The organism is Bacillus sp. ISL-78 (genome assembly GCF_018613455.1).
Lineage (GTDB): Bacteria > Bacillota > Bacilli > Bacillales > DSM-1321 > Peribacillus > Peribacillus frigoritolerans.
Genome location: NZ_JAGGQC010000019.1, coordinates 26,800 through 45,160 on the forward strand (window position 1 = coordinate 26,800; position 18,361 = coordinate 45,160).

The following is an 18,361-nucleotide window of genomic DNA, read 5'->3' on the forward strand; positions in this document are numbered from 1 at the left end:
TGCTTTCTTTCAAAATGGTATGTTCATTCGTGACGCAGTGCCTGGATTGGATTTAATTTGGATGCCTTATTGGCAGGAAATACACCAAACATTATCCCGATTAAAATGGAGAATAAGAAGGCAAACAATGTCACCGACCATGAATAACTAATCGTTAAACTTGTAAAAACCGAAATCAATTTTGCGATTCCCAAGCCAATTCCAACTCCCAACAGTCCCCCGAAGCAGCTCAGGACCATCGCTTCAATTAAAAACTGAAGAAGAATCGATTTCCGATTTGCCCCAATTGCTTTTCTAATCCCGATTTCCTTTGTCCTCTCCGAGACGGAAACCAACATGATATTCATGATCCCGATTCCGCCTACCAGTAACGAAATACTGGCAATACCGCCAAGCATGAGTGTGAACGTATCTGATACAGAGCTCATTGTATCCATCAGATCTTCTTGATTGGAAACCGAATAGTTATCACTCTGTTCCGGGAATGATGTGGTCATCGCACCTTGTACCTGGTACATTGCCCTATCCATGATATTCTCGTTCTCCGCTTTTAAATAGACGGTTCCGATTGTCGTGCTGCCTGTAGCCCTTTCGGCAGTGGTGATCGGTGCAATGATGACATCATCCCCGCTCGATCCCATTGAGGTGCCTACCGATTTCAGGACACCGATCACGCGATAGGAAACACCGCCGATCAGCACGTTCTGGTCCACGGCTTTTTGATTTTCAAAAAGCGTGGTGGCTGTATTCGATCCCAGGACAACGACCTTGGAGCGTAATTCCGTTTCCATATCCGTCAAAAACCGGCCTTGACTGAGCTCTAGATCCCTGACTGATAAGTAGGATGAAGTTGCACCGGTCATCAAAACCTGTGACGCAGCTTCTCCGTTCTTGGCATACACGCGTCCAGTGACAACAGGCGCCACTTCCGATATCCCGCTCAGCTCTTTAAACTGTTCAATTGTATCATCCGTCAGCTCCACGGAGTCGGTATCCGTGACACTTACCGTTATCAGGTTCGTTCCCAAGCTATTGATCTCATCCTGAACGGACTGTGAGGAACCCTGCCCAATCGAAACCAGGACGATTACGGAGGCAACTCCAATTATGATCCCAAGCATGGTTAAAAATGCTCTGACTTTATTGGTTTTGATACTGCGTATAGCCATCTTCATTGATTCGTTCAGGTTCAATCCAATCACCTCCGTTTTCAAATAGCTGCCCATCCTGTATCCGGACGACACGAGTCGCTTCTTTTGCCACTTCCAAGTCATGAGTTATAAGAATGATTGTTTGTCCCTTTCCGTTCAATTCTTTCAGCATCTGCAGCACTTCTTTACTCATTTTACTATCAAGCGCCCCCGTCGGCTCATCCGCCAATAAAACGGGGGGATTACCGGCAAGTGCCCTTGCAATCGCAACTCTTTGCTGCTGTCCACCCGACAGTTGGGTCGGCAGATGATTCTTCCGGTCACCAAGGCCCACCATATCAAGGCACGCATTGGCCACTTCTCTTCTTTCCTTCACGCCTGCCCCTCTATAAACCAGGGGAAGTTCGACATTCTCCAACGCTGTCAGTTTTGCCAACAGGTTGAAATTTTGAAAGATAAATCCTATTTTAATATTACGAATGGCAGCTAACTCATTATCCTTCATCTTTTCCACTTCTTTACCATCAAGAAGATATTCACCTATGTCAGGCTTGTCAAGGCAGCCAATCATATTCATGAACGTCGATTTCCCTGACCCAGAAGGACCGATGATCGAAATGAAATCGCCTTTATCGATTGTAAGACAGACATCCTGAAGTGCCTTGACCGTTTCACCGCCTAATTCATAAGATTTAGACATGTTCTTAATTTTGATGATGGGTTTCGCCATTTTACTGACCTCCCTTTCCACTCGGCATTCCGCCACCGTTTGGCATTCCGCTGCCGCTCTGCATTCTTATCTCGCCTCCTTGGTCTCCCCTCATTCCTTCGCCGCCGCTGCCAGTGGAGCTTTCATTGATAGTGATAGGCAAGGAAACAAACTGTCCCTCTTCAAGCCCTGAAGTTATTTCAATATACCTATCGTTGCTGATTCCAGTCTCAACCACTTTCTTTGTACTGGCAGCTCCTTCAGTTGTACCGGATTGTTGTATATTCACATATTTCTCTTCCCCGTCGATTTGGACTGCTTCAATCGGAACATATAGTGCATCTTTTACACGATTCGTCAAAATGCTCACCTCAGTCGACATCCCAATTTTTATATCGCCGGGTTTGTCAATTTTGATAGTGACATCGAATGAAGAAACCCCATTCTCATATGTACCTTCCTTTGCTACACTGGTTACCTCCCCCGTAAACGTTTCATCTTCAAAAGCACTGGCTTTAATTTCAACCGTTTGTCCTTTTTTAACACTTGGAACATCCAATTCATCAACACTGATCGTGGTTTTCAATTTTTTATAATCCGTAACATGTGCCAACACTTCACTGTTTGATACACGGTCCCCTTCTTCAACATCCATTGTTGTAACGGTACCATCGAATGGAGCTGTTATCGGATCACTACCATCCGCGAAGGTAATTAGTTCATCACCTTTCTCAACCAATTCATTCTTCTCTACAAGGACTTCGTCCACTTCACCCGTTACCGAAGATGTAATGTCTTCACTATTGATTGCGGCGACCGATCCGGAACCGCTTATTTGCACTTCAAGATCTCCCTTTTCAACTGTAGCCGTCACCGATTTCGCAATGACAGGCTTAGCATGGTCCTTCATGAAAAACCAAACGCTTCCCCCAATCGCCAGCACTAAAACCGTACCTATCGTTATCAACTTTTTCATCACTTTTCTCCTTTCAGATTTCCTTCGTTGAAACCAGTATCGTGAAAGAAACTTAACTTTTCCTTAATGGTTTTGCTTGTGCGTAAAAAGAAAAAACGATGTCGAACGAAAAAAACTTTAATTTCAGCATTTAAATTTACAATATATTCTGAAAAATATATACTGATACTGTTATCAGAAATTGGTAATGAAAACCAAATCAATAATGATGAAGGGGGAACCAACTTGGCATCAAACGATTCAATCGCTAAAGAAACCGAGGTAAGCGCTTCCACGGACTACACCAAGATCGTCCAATCACAATCTTTTCAAGAACTCTTAAGGAAAAAACGCAATTTCATCGTCCCGCTATCCATCTTTTTCATGGTCTTTTATTTCACCCTACCCATACTAACTTCCTATTCTAAAGTTCTTAACTCAATTGCCTTCGGGGCAATCAGCTGGGCCTGGATTTTTGCCTTCGCCCAATTTATCATGACCTGGACATTATGCATCATCTATTCCAGAAAAGCTGCGACATTTGACCAATTAGTAGAAAAAATCGTTAAAGAAGCGAAAGGATAAAAGGTGAATTCACAATGAATATTCTTGCTTTTATATTATTTCTTATCATTGTCGGACTAACATTGGTCATTACCTATTTTGCTTCACGGCGCACCAAAACGACCGCGGACTTTTATACGGCGGACAGCAGCCTCACTGGCTGGCAGAATGGCTGGGCCATTGCGGGAGATTATATGTCCGCCGCCTCATTTTTGGGAATAGCCGGCATGGTCGCACTCTCTGGATTTGATGGTTTTTTCTATAGCATAGGTTTTCTGGTTGCGTATCTGGTCGTTCTTTATATCGTGGCCGAACCGCTTCGTAACCTTGGCAAGTATACATTGGCGGACATGATTGCTGCCCGTTTCAATGAAAAGAAAGTACGCGGGGTTGCTGCCCTTAACACCATTTCGATTTCAACCTTTTATATGATCGCCCAATTAGTCGGTGCAGGTGCACTTATAAAACTCTTACTTGGAATTGATTATCTTTACTCCGTCATCATTGTAGGTATTTTAATGACCGTATACGTCGTATTCGGCGGTATGACGGCCACCAGTTGGGTCCAAATCGTTAAAGCCGTTTTATTGATGGCTGGTACATTCATCATATCCATCATCGTTTTGGCGAAATTCGACTTTAGCGTGATCGAGATGTTCAGGCAGATGAAAACAGCCACCCCTTTGGGCGGGGATTTCCTTAACCCCGGTAACAAATTCAAGGATCCTTTGGATACTTTATCCCTTAACTTAGCGCTTGTACTCGGTACGGCTGGACTGCCTCACATTCTCATCCGTTTCTTTACCGTGAAAGACGCCATCACAGCCCGAAAGTCCGTGGTATATGCCACATGGATCATTGGCATCTTTTATATAATGACCATTTTCCTCGGCTTCGGAGCGGCAGCCTTTGTCGGTTACGACAAGATCATAGCCGCGAATGCTGCCGGCAATATGGCTGCTCCGCTGCTTGCCGAAGCCATTGGGGGCGACTTCCTATTCGCGTTTGTCTCTGCAGTTGCTTTCGCTACCATTTTAGCGGTTGTGGCAGGTCTCGTTCTATCGGCAGCATCTGCTTTTGCCCATGACTTCTATGGCCACATCATCCGGAAAGGTCAAGCCACCGACAAAGAACAAGTCGTTGCTGCTCGTTGGGCATCCATCGGAGTATCCATCCTTTCCATCATCCTGGCCTTATTTGCCCAAAACATGAATGTCGCCTTCCTTGTTTCACTCGCCTTTGCCGTCGCTGCCAGTGCCAATCTGCCCATCATTGTCTTCACAGTATTCTGGAAACGTTTTAACACGACTGGGGCTGTCACTGGCATGTTAGTTGGACTGGTCAGTTCTTTATTGCTTGTATTCCTAAGTCCCAATGTCTGGTCTCCGGTGGAGGGAGCGGCAATATTCGTTGGGGAACCATTATTCCCACTTGCCAACCCAGGCATCATCTCCATCCCGATTGGTTTTATCGCAGCCATCGCCGGAACACTTCTGTCAAGCAAGAAAGCTGATGCCAAAAAATTCGACGAAATTTTGGTTACTGCCAATACTGGGATGAAAGATCCTATATAGACTAGATTCATTATTATTTTAAAATATTAAAAAGAGAAAGGAGAGCAGGCTTCGCCCTGCTCTCCTTTCTCTTTATTCAGAACCTATTCATCAGGAAAATTCCCGCTAACTTCTCAATCTTACCTTCCTTCTATTGTACTTAGTTACTAACTGGTTCATGACTTCTGCAAAGATAAGTCCCATCGCAATGGCACCAGCAAGCATGAAAACCTTGGCTGCAAGCTGAACGGCGACATAAAAATCATTTCCGACAAAGTGCTTCATCGCATCATACGACAAACCTCCAGGCACGAGGGGGATGATTCCCGATACATTGAAAATCGTGATCGGCGTTTTATACCTTTTAGCAAAATACTGGCTGATGACCGCAACGATAAATGCAGACGCTAATGTTGCAATGATGCTGTTTATCTCATTTTCAACCAGAGCAAAGTATAAGATCCACCCCAACATCCCTACGAAACCACATTGAAACAATGAATTTTTTGGTACATTGAAGATGACTCCAAAGGCGGCTGAGGCAATGAAACTTGTAATAAGCTGTGCAATCATCATTCTTCCCCCCCTAAAATCATAAGAAAACAAACGCGGCCGATATCCCTGCCCCAATGGCTAAAGCAGTCAATCCTGCATCCGCACCCTTGGATAGACCCGAAACCAAATGCCCTGCAATTAAATCCCTGGCTGCATTTGTTATTAACAGCCCTGGCACAAGCGGCATCACCGCTCCGATGATTATCGTGTCCAAATGACTCCCTACTCCAATCTGGACAAAAAACATAGCTACTAATCCTACGACTAAAGAGGCGATGAATTCAGCAAAAAAACGGACTTCCAGTAACCAGTGCAAATAAAGCAGGCATGAGAATCCCATTGCTCCAGCTACACAGGACCAGATGAAATCACTCCACTGTCCTTGGAACATGATTAAAAAGCAGCCGCTCGCTATAAATGCAGCAAAGACCTGCACCCACATTGGATACCCCATCCCGGCCTTTTCGATTTGTTTTAACCGTAAATATGCTTCCTCCGGTGTCATTTCCTTGCTGGAAATGCTTCGGGATATACTATTAACCTGCGTCACCTTATGTAAATCTGTAGATCGTTGGGAAACTCGGATCAATTTTGACGCTGGGTGCATGCCATCCAGCGAAAAAATAATTCCAGTAGGCGTCGAAAAACTGTGTGATTCACCGCACCCAAACGCTGCAGCGATTCTAACCATCGTATCTTCCACCCTTGATGTTTCCGCTCCGTTCTGAAGCATGATTTTTCCCGCAAGTAAACATACATCTATAATTTCATTGTATGGTAAACGATCATCCATTTTATCCTCTCCATCACTTTCTGCATGAGTTTCTCTCAATAACAGATAACGATCACACCAATTTAAATCCACCTCATAATAGCCCAATTCCTGTGAAAAGGATATAAAAATATTACCCATTTAATTTATCAATTCCATTACCTCTGCACCAATGACGTCCTATCAGTATTCCCTTTATTTCTTACCGAAACCGTTCAGTTAAAAAAATCCAGTTAGAAACTATTAATAATGACACCTGCTACAATAAAAAAAATGCGGGGCACTACTTGCCCGCATCCATTCATTATCACCTTATATCCATTTAACCATATTTTATAAAAACGACATGGCGTTTTCTAACTAAAGGGTAACACCTGTTTTAAAAATGGCAAGTTCCCTAAAGTCATTTTTCTCATTGTTTACAAATTCACCATTAGCTATTTGAATGGTATAATTAATGAATTTCCGTAAAATGGCTTCAGAGGACATGTCATCATCCAGTAAGATACCTGCATTAAAATCAATCCAATGCGGTTTGGAATGATAGATTGATGTATTAGTAGATACCTTCATCGTCGGAACGAATGTCCCGAATGGTGTTCCTCGTCCCGTGGTGAATAATACCATATGACAGCCAGTGGCAGCGAGTGCTGAAGAAGCAATCAAGTCATTCCCTGGAGCATTCAATAGGTTTAAGCCCTTCGTTTTCAGTACTTCCCCATACTTTAATACATCGACAACTGGAGATGATCCGGACTTTTGCGTGCACCCCAACGATTTATCTTCAAGCGTTGTAATGCCCCCTTTTTTATTTCCAGGGGAAGGATTTTCATAGACTGGCTGGTCGAACTTTAGAAAGTACTCTTTAAAATCATTGATTACGGCAACAATTTTATGGAAGACCTCCTCGTTGTTTGCTCGTTCCATTAAGATGGTTTCCGCACCGAACATTTCAGGTACTTCAGTTAAGACGGTCGTTCCACCTTGTGCTATCAGAAAATCTGAAAACCTGCCTAAAAGGGGGTTAGCCGTTATTCCTGAGAATCCATCAGACCCCCCGCATTTTAAGCCTATTTTCAATTCCGATAATGGAACGTCTTCCCTTTTATCACCCTGAACATAAGCATGGATTTCTTTAATTAACTTTACTCCAGCCTCAATTTCGTCCGTAACGTCTTGTGATACAAGAAATTTAATTCGGTTTTCATCCACATTTCCCAGATCTTTTTTGAATTGGACCATTTCATTATTTTCACATCCCAGCCCAAGTACGAGAACGCCTGACGCATTTGGATGGTTCACTGCATTCAATAGAATTTGCTTTGTATTTTCATGGTCATCCCCTAATTGTGAGCAGCCATAATTGTGTTTAAAGACAAGCATATTATCAAAAGGAGTAATATTACCTACCTCTTTTTCGAACCTTTTGATGATTTTCTCGGCAATGCCATTAACACATCCTACTGTGGGAACAATCCAGAGCTCATTTCTGATTCCAACGGATCCATTTTCCCTTTTATATCCTTTAAATGTTAAATTTTCATCATGGTAAGGATTTTCCGTAAGCTTCCGTTCATAGCTATATTCCTGAGTACCTGATAAATTGGTTACTGTATTATGCGTATGGACCCACTCTCCAATTTCCACCTCTTGCAATACATGACCAATTGGAAAACCGTACTTCATTACTTGATCATCTTTTAGAAGATTCTTTAATGCCACTTTATGTCCTCGTTCAACATCTTCCTGTATCACTAATTCTGTTCCATTGACAATGAGGCGTTCATCTTTTGATAATTTTCTTAAGGCTAGTGCTATATTGTCATTTTCATGTATTTGAAAAATATCTTTCATGATAAAGGCCCTCCCTATTTTACGGATTGCTCCCTCATCATTGCTTCCAACGAGGGTTTAATACCTAAGTCTTCCATTTGATGTACATATTCTGCCACCAATTTCGTAAGTCCGCTTACTCCATTCAAATCCATCCCCCAAATATCTTGGTTACCGAGAATCGTCTCGACAAGCTCCTCGATTTTCGTGGTACCCTCAGCCACCGATTTCCACGACGCCTTAAATAATTCAAGGACACTTGGATCATCCTCAAGTGGAATCATTTCTTCTCCCCTTTTCCCTTTATAAAAAATGAGTAAAGCACTCAAGGAAAAAACCATTCTTCGGGGCAACTCTTGTTTCTTTTCCATATAATCAAGTAATGCCGGGATATTCCTTGTTTTAAATTTTGATAGGGAATTCAGGCTAATGCTCAATAAATAATGTTTAATATAAGGGTTTTTAAAACGGTTAAGAACATCATTTGCAAAGGCTCTCAATTCTTCAGTCGGCATGTCAAGGGTCGGGATGATTTCTTCAAAAGTCAATTCCTTTATAAATTGTCCAGTGGTCTCATCTTCCATCGCCTCTGCCACTGTTCCCACCCCTGCTAAATAGGCAACAGGGGTCATCGCTGTATGGACACCATTCAGAATACGCACTTTCTGTACGCGATATGGAGTTAAGTCATCGACAAAAAAAGTATTTAGGCCCACTTGATCGATTGGGAATTCCTTTTTGATCCACTGAGGACCCTCGATAACCCACTGATGGTATAGTTCGCCTACCACTAATAAATCATCTTGATACCCTAACTCTTCTGTGATTTCATCTACCCTATCTTTTGGAAAACCTGGTACGATTCGATCAACTAAACTGTTGCAGAATGTATTGGCGTGGAGAATCCACTCGATAAACGCTTTCCCGAGATTCCAACTACTAGCAAGCTGGAGAACAATGTCTCTAAGCTTAGCTCCATTTTCTTCTATTAATTCACACGGGATTATAATGCAGCCTTTTTGATAATCCCCCTTAAATGCTTTGAAGCGGTGAAATAAAAAGGCTGTTAATTTACCCGGAAAACTTTTTTGAGGACGGTCTTCCAATCTGTCAGTCGCCTCTAAGTAAATTCCTGCCTCCGTGGCATTTGAAATAATAAATCTTAGCTCTTCACTACCTGCTAAATCCACATATTTATCATAGTCCTTAACTAGATCGATGCCTCTGCTTATCGAATTGACAATCATATGCTCATTAACAGCTTTTCCCTCTTTCATTCCTTGCAAATATAAAGTGAATAATCCATCTTGTTCGTTCAAACGCTCAATTTTTTCAGAACCTCTTGGCTGGACAACCACTACACTGCCATTGAAGTCCGTTTTTTTATTCAGTACATCAATTTGCCAATCAACAAATGCCCTTAAGAAATTACCCTCTCCAAATTGAAGGATTTTTTCCTGGTATACGGGATGCTCACCACATATTTTCTTACTTATTTTTTCCATCCTCTATTCCTCCTCGACAATTGCACACGTGAACATTCTGTTTTAAAAAAAAGGAGAATCATTTTACTGCCCATTTATTATGTATATTCAAATAAATGGGCATGTTTTTTTCACTTCAATTTTTTCACAGAATCCCGCATCATTAATTCTGTATTCACAAAAATCCGCTTCCCGTTTTTCCCGGGGTTTTCAATTAGGGATAATAAATTCTCTGCCCCCTTTATACTTATCTGCTCAATCGGTCTTTTTACCGTTGTTAACCGCGGCGTTGTATATTGGGCAAATCCTATATCATCAAACCCTATAATGGATATATCATCTGGAACCTTGAAACCATTGGCAAAAACAGCATTCATCGCCCCTATGGCCATATCGTCATTGGAACAGAAGACTGCAGTCGGCATCGTCTTAACGGCAAGCAGTTTTTCCATAGCCTGGTACCCACTATGCATATCATAATTCCCTTTGACAGCATATTCACTTTTGATTTCGATTTTGTAATCAATCAACGCCTTTATAAAGCCATCTTTCCGCTTTTTAGTTGATTTAAATCCTTCTTTACCTTCGATAATCGCAATATTCTGATGACCATTTTGAATCAAATGTTCAATCGCTTGATAGGATCCCTCTGAATCATTTGATAAAATATTAATCAGTTTCTTTTCATCAACTTGCCTATTTAACACGACAAGAGGTATCTTTTTTTCCAATACATAATAAATAAAAACATTATCTACATCACTTTGGCTCATCAAAATAATGCCATCGAACCTGCCACTATTAATAGCTGAAAAATCCTCATAATCATCTATACCGCGTACAAATAAATTGAAATCCTCATTAATGACACTATTGACTCCCTTTATTGTATCTGTAAAGAAGCTGGGTGATGTACCATTTGAGATGCTTGTAAAAAACAATCCGATCGTGTGTGATTTCTTCATTACCAAGCTTTTAGCATTATAATTAGGGGTATAATTTAGCTGAGAGGCTAGATCCAGTATTTTCTTCCTTGTATCCTCTTTAATCAAAGGACTATTATTCAAGGCCCTTGATACTGTTGTATGAGATACATTCGCTATCTTAGCAATATCTTTTATCGTCACCATTCCACTCATCCTTTAAAATCACAAAGTATACTTTCTACTAGCATACCATGTTTATCAGGCAATTCCAGATTACAATCCCCCTAATAGAAAATCCATGAGTCAATAAGGGATGAAATCTGCAAAGTGTTTTGCCAAAACTATACCTTTCATTATATATCCCCATTACCTGGTTTCAAGTTTTCTAATGATTTCTGCATGTTTATCATCTGTTAATTTATACATCATTCCAATTATCAGCATGGCTATTGTCAGCGCAACTGCAGGGTAAAGGGTCAGTAAACCCTTGATCCCAAGCAGGGTCCCTGCTGTTTGAGCCACATTGGGTACATAACCTATTAAACTCAGTCCTAGTCCTGAAAGAAAGCCGGCTAAAGACTGAGCCAATTTCCTTGAAAAATTGAATAGTGAATATGTAGTTGCTTCTTTGCGCTCCCCTGAGACCCACTCTCCATAATCAATGATATCGGAAACAAGTGCCCAAGTTATGCCATTTGGAATACTTATCCCGATGAAAGCAATCGCAGATAAAATTGTGAATGAATAGATATTGGTAGGAATAAGGAAATTAATTAAATCGGCGGCAATGCAAATAGCGAACCCCAGCATCGCCGTATGCTTTTTTCCGAATTTCTTGACAAGTTTAGGCATGAGGATAACCCCTATGAAAGAGGAACCAATAATGACAAAACTCATATTGGCCACCAGGGTTACGTTACCTAAATTATATTGTGCAAAATAGATTAATAATGCTGACTTGATATTATAGGCTGAGATTGAAAAAATCGTCATCAATACCAGTGTTAATAAGGGCTTATTCATTACAAATGTTTTGACAATAGATTTAAAAGATAATTTTTCCCTTGGAGACTTTTTAACCATAACTCTTTCTTTAGTATTTCGATAACAAATATAGAAACCAATGATTCCGACAATGCACATGATTCCCATTACAACCGGGTAACCCACTTTAGGATTCTCAAACTTCACGATCAATGGCATAACAATGACGCTAGTGATCAGCAAAGCTCCCAATGAACCTATTTGCCTGAAAGTGGCAAGGGAAGTCCGGTCTTCGGCATTTTGTGTCATTGCAGCCCCAAGTGAACCGTAAGGAATATTGGTAAAGGAATAAGCAATGCCCCAAACCATATATAAAGCATAAGCATATATAAGCTTACCTGTATTTGATATCTCAGGTGAAATAAACAGTAGCACAGTGAATATAGCTAATATTAAACTTCCAATAATTAAGTATGGTTTGAACTTACCTCGCTTTCCAATGTTCTTGCGATAATCTATTGAAGAGCCAACGATCGGATCCATAATGGCAGCAAAAAGCTTACTGACTAAAAAAATTGTACCTGCCGCCGCTGCAGGTATACCAGCAATATCGGTAAGAAATTTAAGCAGGTAGAGTTGACCGAGATCGAACATGAAACCGTTTCCAAAATCGCCGAAGCCATAAGATATCTTCTCTTTCAAACTCAATTTCTCGTTTTTCACTTCTATCGGATCTTTTTCTGGAGCAAGGGCTGTATTCATATTATCCTCCTGATAATCTACATTTTGTTCCGACGTTAAACTACCTATAAATGGAACTCTCTATTCTACCTATGGGGAAGGGGGAATAGAGAGCTATATTTATTCTTTAATATCAAATCCAAAGTAATTTTTTGCATTATAATATGAAATCCCTTGCACAATATTTCCTATTAAATCCATATCATTTGGAACCTCTCCATTTTCCACCCATTCTCCTACTAGTTGGCACACTAGCCTTCTGAAGTACTCATGCCTTGTATAGGAGAGAAAGCTTCTTGAATCCGTCAGCATACCAAGAAATCTGCTAAAGAGTCCTACATTCGCTAGTGCTTTCATTTGTTCTAGCATGCCATCCTTATTGTCATTGAACCACCATGCGGTTCCAAACTGAATTTTCCCTGGTTGCTTTCCATCTTGAAAACTATTAATAATGCTGGCTATGACATGATTATCATTTGGATTTAAAGAATATAGAATCGTCTTCGGTAGAGCATCTTCTTTGTCCATTGCATCCAATATTTTCACAAGTGGCTTTGCTATTCCATCATCATTCATTGAATCATAACCGGTGTCCGGTCCTAGCCGATTATACATTTTTGAATTATTATTGCGCAGGGCATTTATATGAAATTGCATCGTCCAACCTAATTTGGCATACATGCCGCCAAGGAAATTCAGTGTATATGTTTTGTATTTTTTCTCATCTGATTGAGAGACTGCGACACCTTGCATTCTTTTTGTAAATATATCAGCAATCTCTTCTTTAGTTGCTTCTTCATAGACCATTACATCCAAAGCATGATCAGATACCCTGCCTCCAATTGAATGAAAGTAGTGGATTCTTGACTCCAAGGCCTTAAGGAAACCATCGTAATCTGCGATTTTTTGATCTGCTGCCTGCTCCAGATTACTCACCCACTCGAGATAACCATTACGATTAATTTCTAAAGCCTTATCTGGACGGAAGCTCGGTAAAACGCTTACATTAAAATCATGATCTTCCCTCAACAGCTTGTGGTATTTAAGAGAGTCGACTGGATCATCCGTCGTACAGATCACTTTTACATTCGATTTCGAGATTAAATCCCTTGCGCCAAAACCTCCGCCATTTAATAAATTATTGACTTTTTCCCAGATGCTAGAAGCCGTATCTTCATTTAAAATATCATATACATCGAAAAAGCGTTGCAATTCCAAGTGTGTCCAATTATATAGCGGATTTCCAATTGTCATCGGAACCGTTTTCGCCCATGCTACAAATTTATCATAATCATCAGCCTGCCCCGTAATGTAATACTCCGGGATACCATTTGCCCGCATTACCCGCCATTTATAATGGTCCCCATATAACCATGCTTCAGTAATATTTTTGAATGTCTTATTTTCATAAATTTCTTTGGGGCTTAGATGGCAATGATAATCAATAATCGGCATATCCTTTGCATAATTTTGATAAATATGAACGGCCGTTTCATTTGTTAGTAAAAAGTCTGATCCCATAAAAATTTTCATCATTTTCACCGCTTTCTTAATAGGTATAATGTTATCGTTAACATTTTTGAACCTATAAACTTCGTAAAAGTAGTACTTCGCTTTATGTTAACGTTAACATTTTTAGGTTAGATTCATTTTACAGACTATTCTCTAAAATTACAATATTTTTATTTCAGATAGTAGAAAAACAAGAAAAGAACAAATTATACAATGAGTGTGATCAATGGGGAATAAAGTAAAATGGCCCCGGTACAATACCGGGACCATATATAAGCCGAATAGGCACTTTTTTTCATTTAATTTTTGAAATAAAACCATTCACGGTTTCATTAAACAAGTCGCTTTCTTCCATGAACGGACAATGGCAACTATCTTCAAAGATTACTAGTTCGGAATTCGGAATGTTTTTATGCAAATGTTCCCCAGCTGCTACAGGAATGACTTTTTCATGCCTTCCAAAACAGAGAAGTGTGGGTACATGGATTGCTGGCAAGAAGTCACGATAGTCCACAATCGATTGGTCAAATAGAATGCTGCTAGCAATGGATTCCGGCATTCTGGTCACTTCCCCAAGCATCCAGCCTGCATCCTCTGCAGATAATTCATTGTTGAACATGGAAGCAAGGAATTTTTGCAGAAACGGGGTACGATTCGTTTGAATTTCTGTCATGAAGGCAATCAACGTTTCCATATCAAACGCACCGATATGAAAATCGGGCCACTTAAAATCAGAGGCCAATTCATCCACGATCACAGTTGAATGAATATTTCCCTCACCGAATTGCTTAAGATAATCCCAAACGACAAATGCCCCCATCGACCAGCCTGCAAGTATGACATCCTTTAATCCCAGTTCACCAATGAACGCATGAAGGTCTTTTGCATAAACGGAGACCGTATTTCCGTAATGTACATGATTTGACTGGCCATGACTTCTTAAATCAAGCAATATCGTTCTATATTTTTCTGAAAAGTACGGCAGCTGACTTTTAAAGAACCGGCTGCTCATCCACACACCATGTATAAAAATAATCGGTCTCCCCTCGCCCTTTTCTTCATAAAACAACCGAACGCCTTCTTCCACCTCAACAAATGCCATTCTAGCCCTCCTTCTCGATATTTTCACCATCCATTCCCCATTATTAATACATTTATTCTATTAACATTCCTTTCTATAAAAAAATATTGTCAAACCCGATTTTAGAGTTGATAATGAAGTATATTTTTATCGATATCTTCATCCTGAAAGGACGGAATTTAAATGAAGAGCTTCATCAAAAACTATCGAACCTCTTTAATACTGCTCACTGCCATCATTATCGGTGGGATAGCGGGCGTGGTTTTCGGGGAGAAAACCTCGGTCATACAGCCGCTAGGGGACTTATTCTTAAATCTGATGTTCACGATCATCGTGCCATTGGTATTTTTCAGCATTGCTTCAGCGATTGCCAATATGAGCGGAATGAAGCGCCTCGGAAAAATCATGGGAAGTATCGTTCTCGTTTTCCTGACAACAGCCGCTTTAGCTGCCGTCATTGGATTTATTGGGACAACCATCGTCAATCCGTTGGAGGGCACAGATACGACAGCCATTAAAGAACTGATGGAAAACAGTTCCCCTGAAGAGACCATCGAAGAAGTTTCTTTCTTCAGTCAACTGGTCAGCACTGTAACCGTTTCCGACTTTCCAGAACTGTTCTCCAGAAGCAATATGCTTCAGCTTATCGTTTTCTCAGTATTAATCGGACTTTCCACTGCACTGGTCGGTGAGAAAGCAAGACCGATTACTGAATTTTTGACAGCAGGTACAGCTGTCATGATGAAGGTCGTCAAAATTGTCATGTACTATGCGCCAATTGGACTTGGTGCTTATTTTGCGGCGATTATCGGGCAGCTTGGGCCGCAGATTTTAGAAGGCTATGCTCGCACTTTCATTCTTTATCTAGCCTTGGCCTTGATTTATTATTTCGGCTTCTTCACTTTGTATGCCTTTATCGCCGGCGGGAAAGATGGAGTTAAACTATTTTGGAAAAATGCCCTGACACCATCCATTACAGCCATCGCAACTTGTTCAAGTGCCGCGTCCATTCCAGTCAATCTGGAAGCAGTCAAGAAAATGGGCGTGCCTAAGGATATAGCGGAGACTGTCATCCCACTCGGAGCCAATACTCATAAAGATGGTTCGGTTTTCGGCGGTGTATTGAAAATCGTTTTCCTATTCAGCTTATTTGGAAAGGATATGACAAGCATTTCAAGCATTTTAAGTATACTTGCTGTTGCCTTTTTGGTTGGAGCTGTTATGGGTGCCATTCCTGGGGGCGGCATGATTGGGGAAATGTTGATTCTTAGTGTATTCGGCTTCCCTGTGGAAGTCCTGCCCATCATTGCCGTTATATCAACGATCATCGATGCTCCCGCTACATTGCTTAACTCCACAGGAAACACGGTTTGTGCCATGCTCGTCACAAGGCTTGTTGAGGGAAAAAACTGGTTAAAACTGGCTTTCGTTAAAGAAGACTCAGCCGTATAACCTGACTGGCTCCTAGTTAAAACAGGAGCCAGTTTTTTTCATTTTCACTACTTTCTTTCAAACAGTTCTTTCATTGACAAGGGGTTCCTTCCCCTTACATAGAATTAAAGAGTGAAGGAGGGAATGGAATGTTAATAAAGTGCCTACCTGCCGCGATCCTTATCACGGGACTATCCTATATTTTTCTTATACCGGAAGAGCCTTTAATCATCAAAATACTGTTCAAGGTAATCCCCATGTTATTGATTTTTCTCTACGCCCGCACAAATGTGGGAATACGCGATCGTTACCAATCCTTGATCCTTCTTGGTTTATTCTTTTGCATGCTTGGAGATGGTTTGTTGATTTGGTTCGTCATCGGGCTTTCCGCCTTCTTGATCGGCCACCTTTTCTATATTTCAGCATTCTTTGGACGATGGAACTTTTCATGGCTCCGATTTGCGACGATTCTTCCGATCAGCATTTACTCCACTTGGATTAGCCGTGAAATTGTACATTCGTTAATCGAAAAAGGTGAACATAACCTCATCATCCCTGTGATTTGTTATGTAACGGTCATCTCCCTTATGGGCTGGGCAGCATTTATGACCGGCAATGCGGCCACAATCATCGGCGGGCTCCTCTTCATGATTTCCGACTCCATTTTATCTTGGAACAAGTTTATCGATGATGTTGCCTTTTCAGGTCCACTGATCATGCTTACCTACTATGCAGCGCAGTTTTGCATCGCTAACAGCATTCGCAGGAAACCTTCCTTTCATGTATCGAGAGGTTTGAAAAGTGAACGGCCTATCCAATGAATCTAATGTCCAATCGTTCCACATGAAACATTTACATTATAAAAAAGGCATTCACAGTTCTGCTTGAACTGTGGACGCCTTTTCTTATCCTTTAATTTTCTTAATGAAGACTACTTTTAAATAATTCCCTTCCTTATACTCAGGAATTGTTTTAAAATCAGCCGGCAATGAGAATTGTTCCATGATTTCATACTTTCCATTCATTTCCCTGAAAGCAACATCAATGAAGTTCTTGAATTTTTTCATGTCGAACGTACTGCAATTAGTAGAGGCGATAATGACCCCGTTGTCTTCCGTAATGGAAATGGTATCCTTCAGTAGATTCGTATAGTCTTTTCCGGCACTGAAAGTAAACTTCTTCGATTTGGCAAAGCTAGGCGGATCAAGGATGACCATTTCAAATTTCAAGGCTTTCTTCACCGCATATTTAAAATACTTGAAAACATCCATAACCACGATATTGTGAGCTTCAGGATCTATGCCGTTCACACTGAACTGCTCGATCGTCTTTGGTAAACTTCGATTCGCCAGGTCGACACTCGTTGTTTTAACAGCACCGCCTAAAGTGGCAAACACGGAGAATGCCCCCGTATAGGAGAACATATTCAACACCGTTTTCCCTTTTGCGTATTCATCGCGGATTTTCCTTCTGACATCGCGTTGATCAAGAAAGACACCGACCATTGCGCCATCATTCAGATAAACAGCAAAACGGACTCCATTTTCCTTTACAAGAAGCGGAAATTCCGGTTGTTCGCCCATGACAAAATCGTCTTCCTCCACGTACTGCCCCTTTGTATCAAAGCGTTTCTTCTGATAAATCGATTTGACCTCGACCGCTTCCTGCAATGCCTTAATGATGTAGTCCTTAAAGGAATATATTCCTTTGCTATACCAGCTAATGACATAATGGCCATCATAATGATCAATGATTAACCCGCCAATTCCATCACCTTCCCCATTGAACATGCGGAAAGCTGTAGTCTCCCCATCTTCAAAAAAAGACTTTCGGAATTCATACGCTGCCTGGATTTTTCCGTTAAAGAAGGATTGATCGATCTTTTCATTCTCTCTTCGGGTCAATATCCAGCCGTAGCCCTTATTCTGTATACCATAATATCCTTTTGCCAGAAAGCGGTTGTTCTCATCCACCAAGCGCACCAAGGACCCCTCTTCCTTAAGGTCATTAAGATTGGCTATCGACTCTTTAACAATCAAGGGAAAACCCTTGCTGATTTTACTCACGAACTTAGCTTTCACTTTTATATCAATTTCTTTTCCCATCTATA

General features: G+C 41.0%; 16 protein-coding genes. 4 read left to right on the forward strand and 12 right to left on the reverse strand.

What is annotated here, in order from left to right; genetic code table 11:
* Positions 1-23: 23 nt before the first annotated feature.
* The 3 genes from J7I96_RS17845 to J7I96_RS17855 are packed head-to-tail and all read right to left on the reverse strand — an operon-like array spanning position 24 to position 2,836.
* Positions 24-1,214, reverse strand: a complete 1,191-nt coding sequence (locus J7I96_RS17845) for an ABC transporter permease (RefSeq protein WP_311315220.1) — start codon at positions 1,212-1,214, stop codon at positions 24-26.
* A complete protein-coding gene (locus tag J7I96_RS17850) occupies positions 1,141-1,881 on the reverse strand; it encodes an ABC transporter ATP-binding protein (RefSeq protein WP_251025290.1) in 741 nt (246 codons plus the stop codon). Before J7I96_RS17850 ends, J7I96_RS17845 begins: the two co-directional genes overlap by 74 nt.
* 1 nt (position 1,882) lies before the next feature.
* Positions 1,883-2,836, reverse strand: coding sequence for an efflux RND transporter periplasmic adaptor subunit (locus J7I96_RS17855; protein ID WP_214772521.1), 954 nt, complete (start codon positions 2,834-2,836; stop codon positions 1,883-1,885).
* A 225-nt stretch (positions 2,837-3,061) separates the two neighbouring features.
* On the opposite strand from J7I96_RS17855, the gene J7I96_RS17860 reads away from it, so the two are divergent.
* Positions 3,062-3,400 (forward strand): DUF485 domain-containing protein, encoded by a 339-nt coding sequence (locus J7I96_RS17860; protein ID WP_251025291.1) that lies wholly within the window; start codon positions 3,062-3,064, stop codon positions 3,398-3,400.
* 14 nt (positions 3,401-3,414) lie between these two features.
* Positions 3,415-4,953 (forward strand): solute symporter family protein, encoded by a 1,539-nt coding sequence (locus J7I96_RS17865; RefSeq protein ID WP_034316065.1) that lies wholly within the window; start codon positions 3,415-3,417, stop codon positions 4,951-4,953.
* Between the two features lie 105 nt (positions 4,954-5,058).
* Here the strand turns inward: J7I96_RS17865 and J7I96_RS17870 are convergent, their stop codons facing one another.
* The 8 genes from J7I96_RS17870 to J7I96_RS17905 all read right to left on the reverse strand — a co-directional run bounded on the left by J7I96_RS17870 (position 5,059) and on the right by J7I96_RS17905 (position 14,841).
* Positions 5,059-5,508 (reverse strand): threonine/serine exporter family protein, encoded by a 450-nt coding sequence (locus J7I96_RS17870; RefSeq protein WP_170956501.1) that lies wholly within the window; start codon positions 5,506-5,508, stop codon positions 5,059-5,061.
* A gap of 16 nt (positions 5,509-5,524) precedes the next feature.
* Positions 5,525-6,280 carry a threonine/serine exporter family protein gene (locus J7I96_RS17875; RefSeq protein ID WP_214772640.1) on the reverse strand — a complete coding sequence of 252 codons (756 nt, stop codon included), beginning with the start codon at positions 6,278-6,280 and terminating at the stop codon, positions 5,525-5,527.
* Between the two features lie 339 nt (positions 6,281-6,619).
* Entirely contained in the window at positions 6,620-8,113 is a 1,494-nt protein-coding gene (locus J7I96_RS17880) for a UxaA family hydrolase (RefSeq protein WP_214772525.1), read from the reverse strand.
* Positions 8,114-8,127: 14 nt separating this feature from the next.
* Entirely contained in the window at positions 8,128-9,597 is a 1,470-nt protein-coding gene (locus tag J7I96_RS17885) for a tagaturonate reductase (RefSeq protein WP_214772528.1), read from the reverse strand.
* Between the two features lie 110 nt (positions 9,598-9,707).
* The gene (locus J7I96_RS17890) at positions 9,708-10,706 is read right to left on the reverse strand and encodes a LacI family DNA-binding transcriptional regulator (protein WP_214772529.1); all 999 of its coding nucleotides are present in this window, start codon (positions 10,704-10,706) and stop codon (positions 9,708-9,710) included.
* A gap of 162 nt (positions 10,707-10,868) precedes the next feature.
* Complete coding sequence (locus J7I96_RS17895; RefSeq protein ID WP_214772531.1) at positions 10,869-12,248, reverse strand: MFS transporter; 1,380 nt, start codon at positions 12,246-12,248, stop codon at positions 10,869-10,871.
* Between the two features lie 99 nt (positions 12,249-12,347).
* A complete protein-coding gene (gene uxaC, locus J7I96_RS17900; protein WP_214772641.1) occupies positions 12,348-13,760 on the reverse strand; it encodes a glucuronate isomerase in 1,413 nt (470 codons plus the stop codon).
* 274 nt (positions 13,761-14,034) lie between these two features.
* Positions 14,035-14,841, reverse strand: coding sequence for an alpha/beta fold hydrolase (locus J7I96_RS17905; protein ID WP_214772532.1), 807 nt, complete (start codon positions 14,839-14,841; stop codon positions 14,035-14,037).
* A gap of 162 nt (positions 14,842-15,003) precedes the next feature.
* Here J7I96_RS17905 and J7I96_RS17910 point away from each other — a divergent pair, with 162 nt between their 5' ends.
* Positions 15,004-16,272, forward strand: coding sequence for a dicarboxylate/amino acid:cation symporter (locus tag J7I96_RS17910; protein WP_214772534.1), 1,269 nt, complete (start codon positions 15,004-15,006; stop codon positions 16,270-16,272).
* 128 nt (positions 16,273-16,400) lie between these two features.
* Positions 16,401-17,072, forward strand: coding sequence for a lysoplasmalogenase (locus J7I96_RS17915; RefSeq protein ID WP_214772536.1), 672 nt, complete (start codon positions 16,401-16,403; stop codon positions 17,070-17,072).
* Positions 17,073-17,156: 84 nt separating this feature from the next.
* Here J7I96_RS17915 and J7I96_RS17920 read toward each other — a convergent pair whose 3' ends face one another.
* Positions 17,157-18,356, reverse strand: a complete 1,200-nt coding sequence (locus J7I96_RS17920) for a class I SAM-dependent rRNA methyltransferase (RefSeq protein ID WP_214772538.1) — start codon at positions 18,354-18,356, stop codon at positions 17,157-17,159.
* Positions 18,357-18,361: the final 5 nt, after the last annotated feature.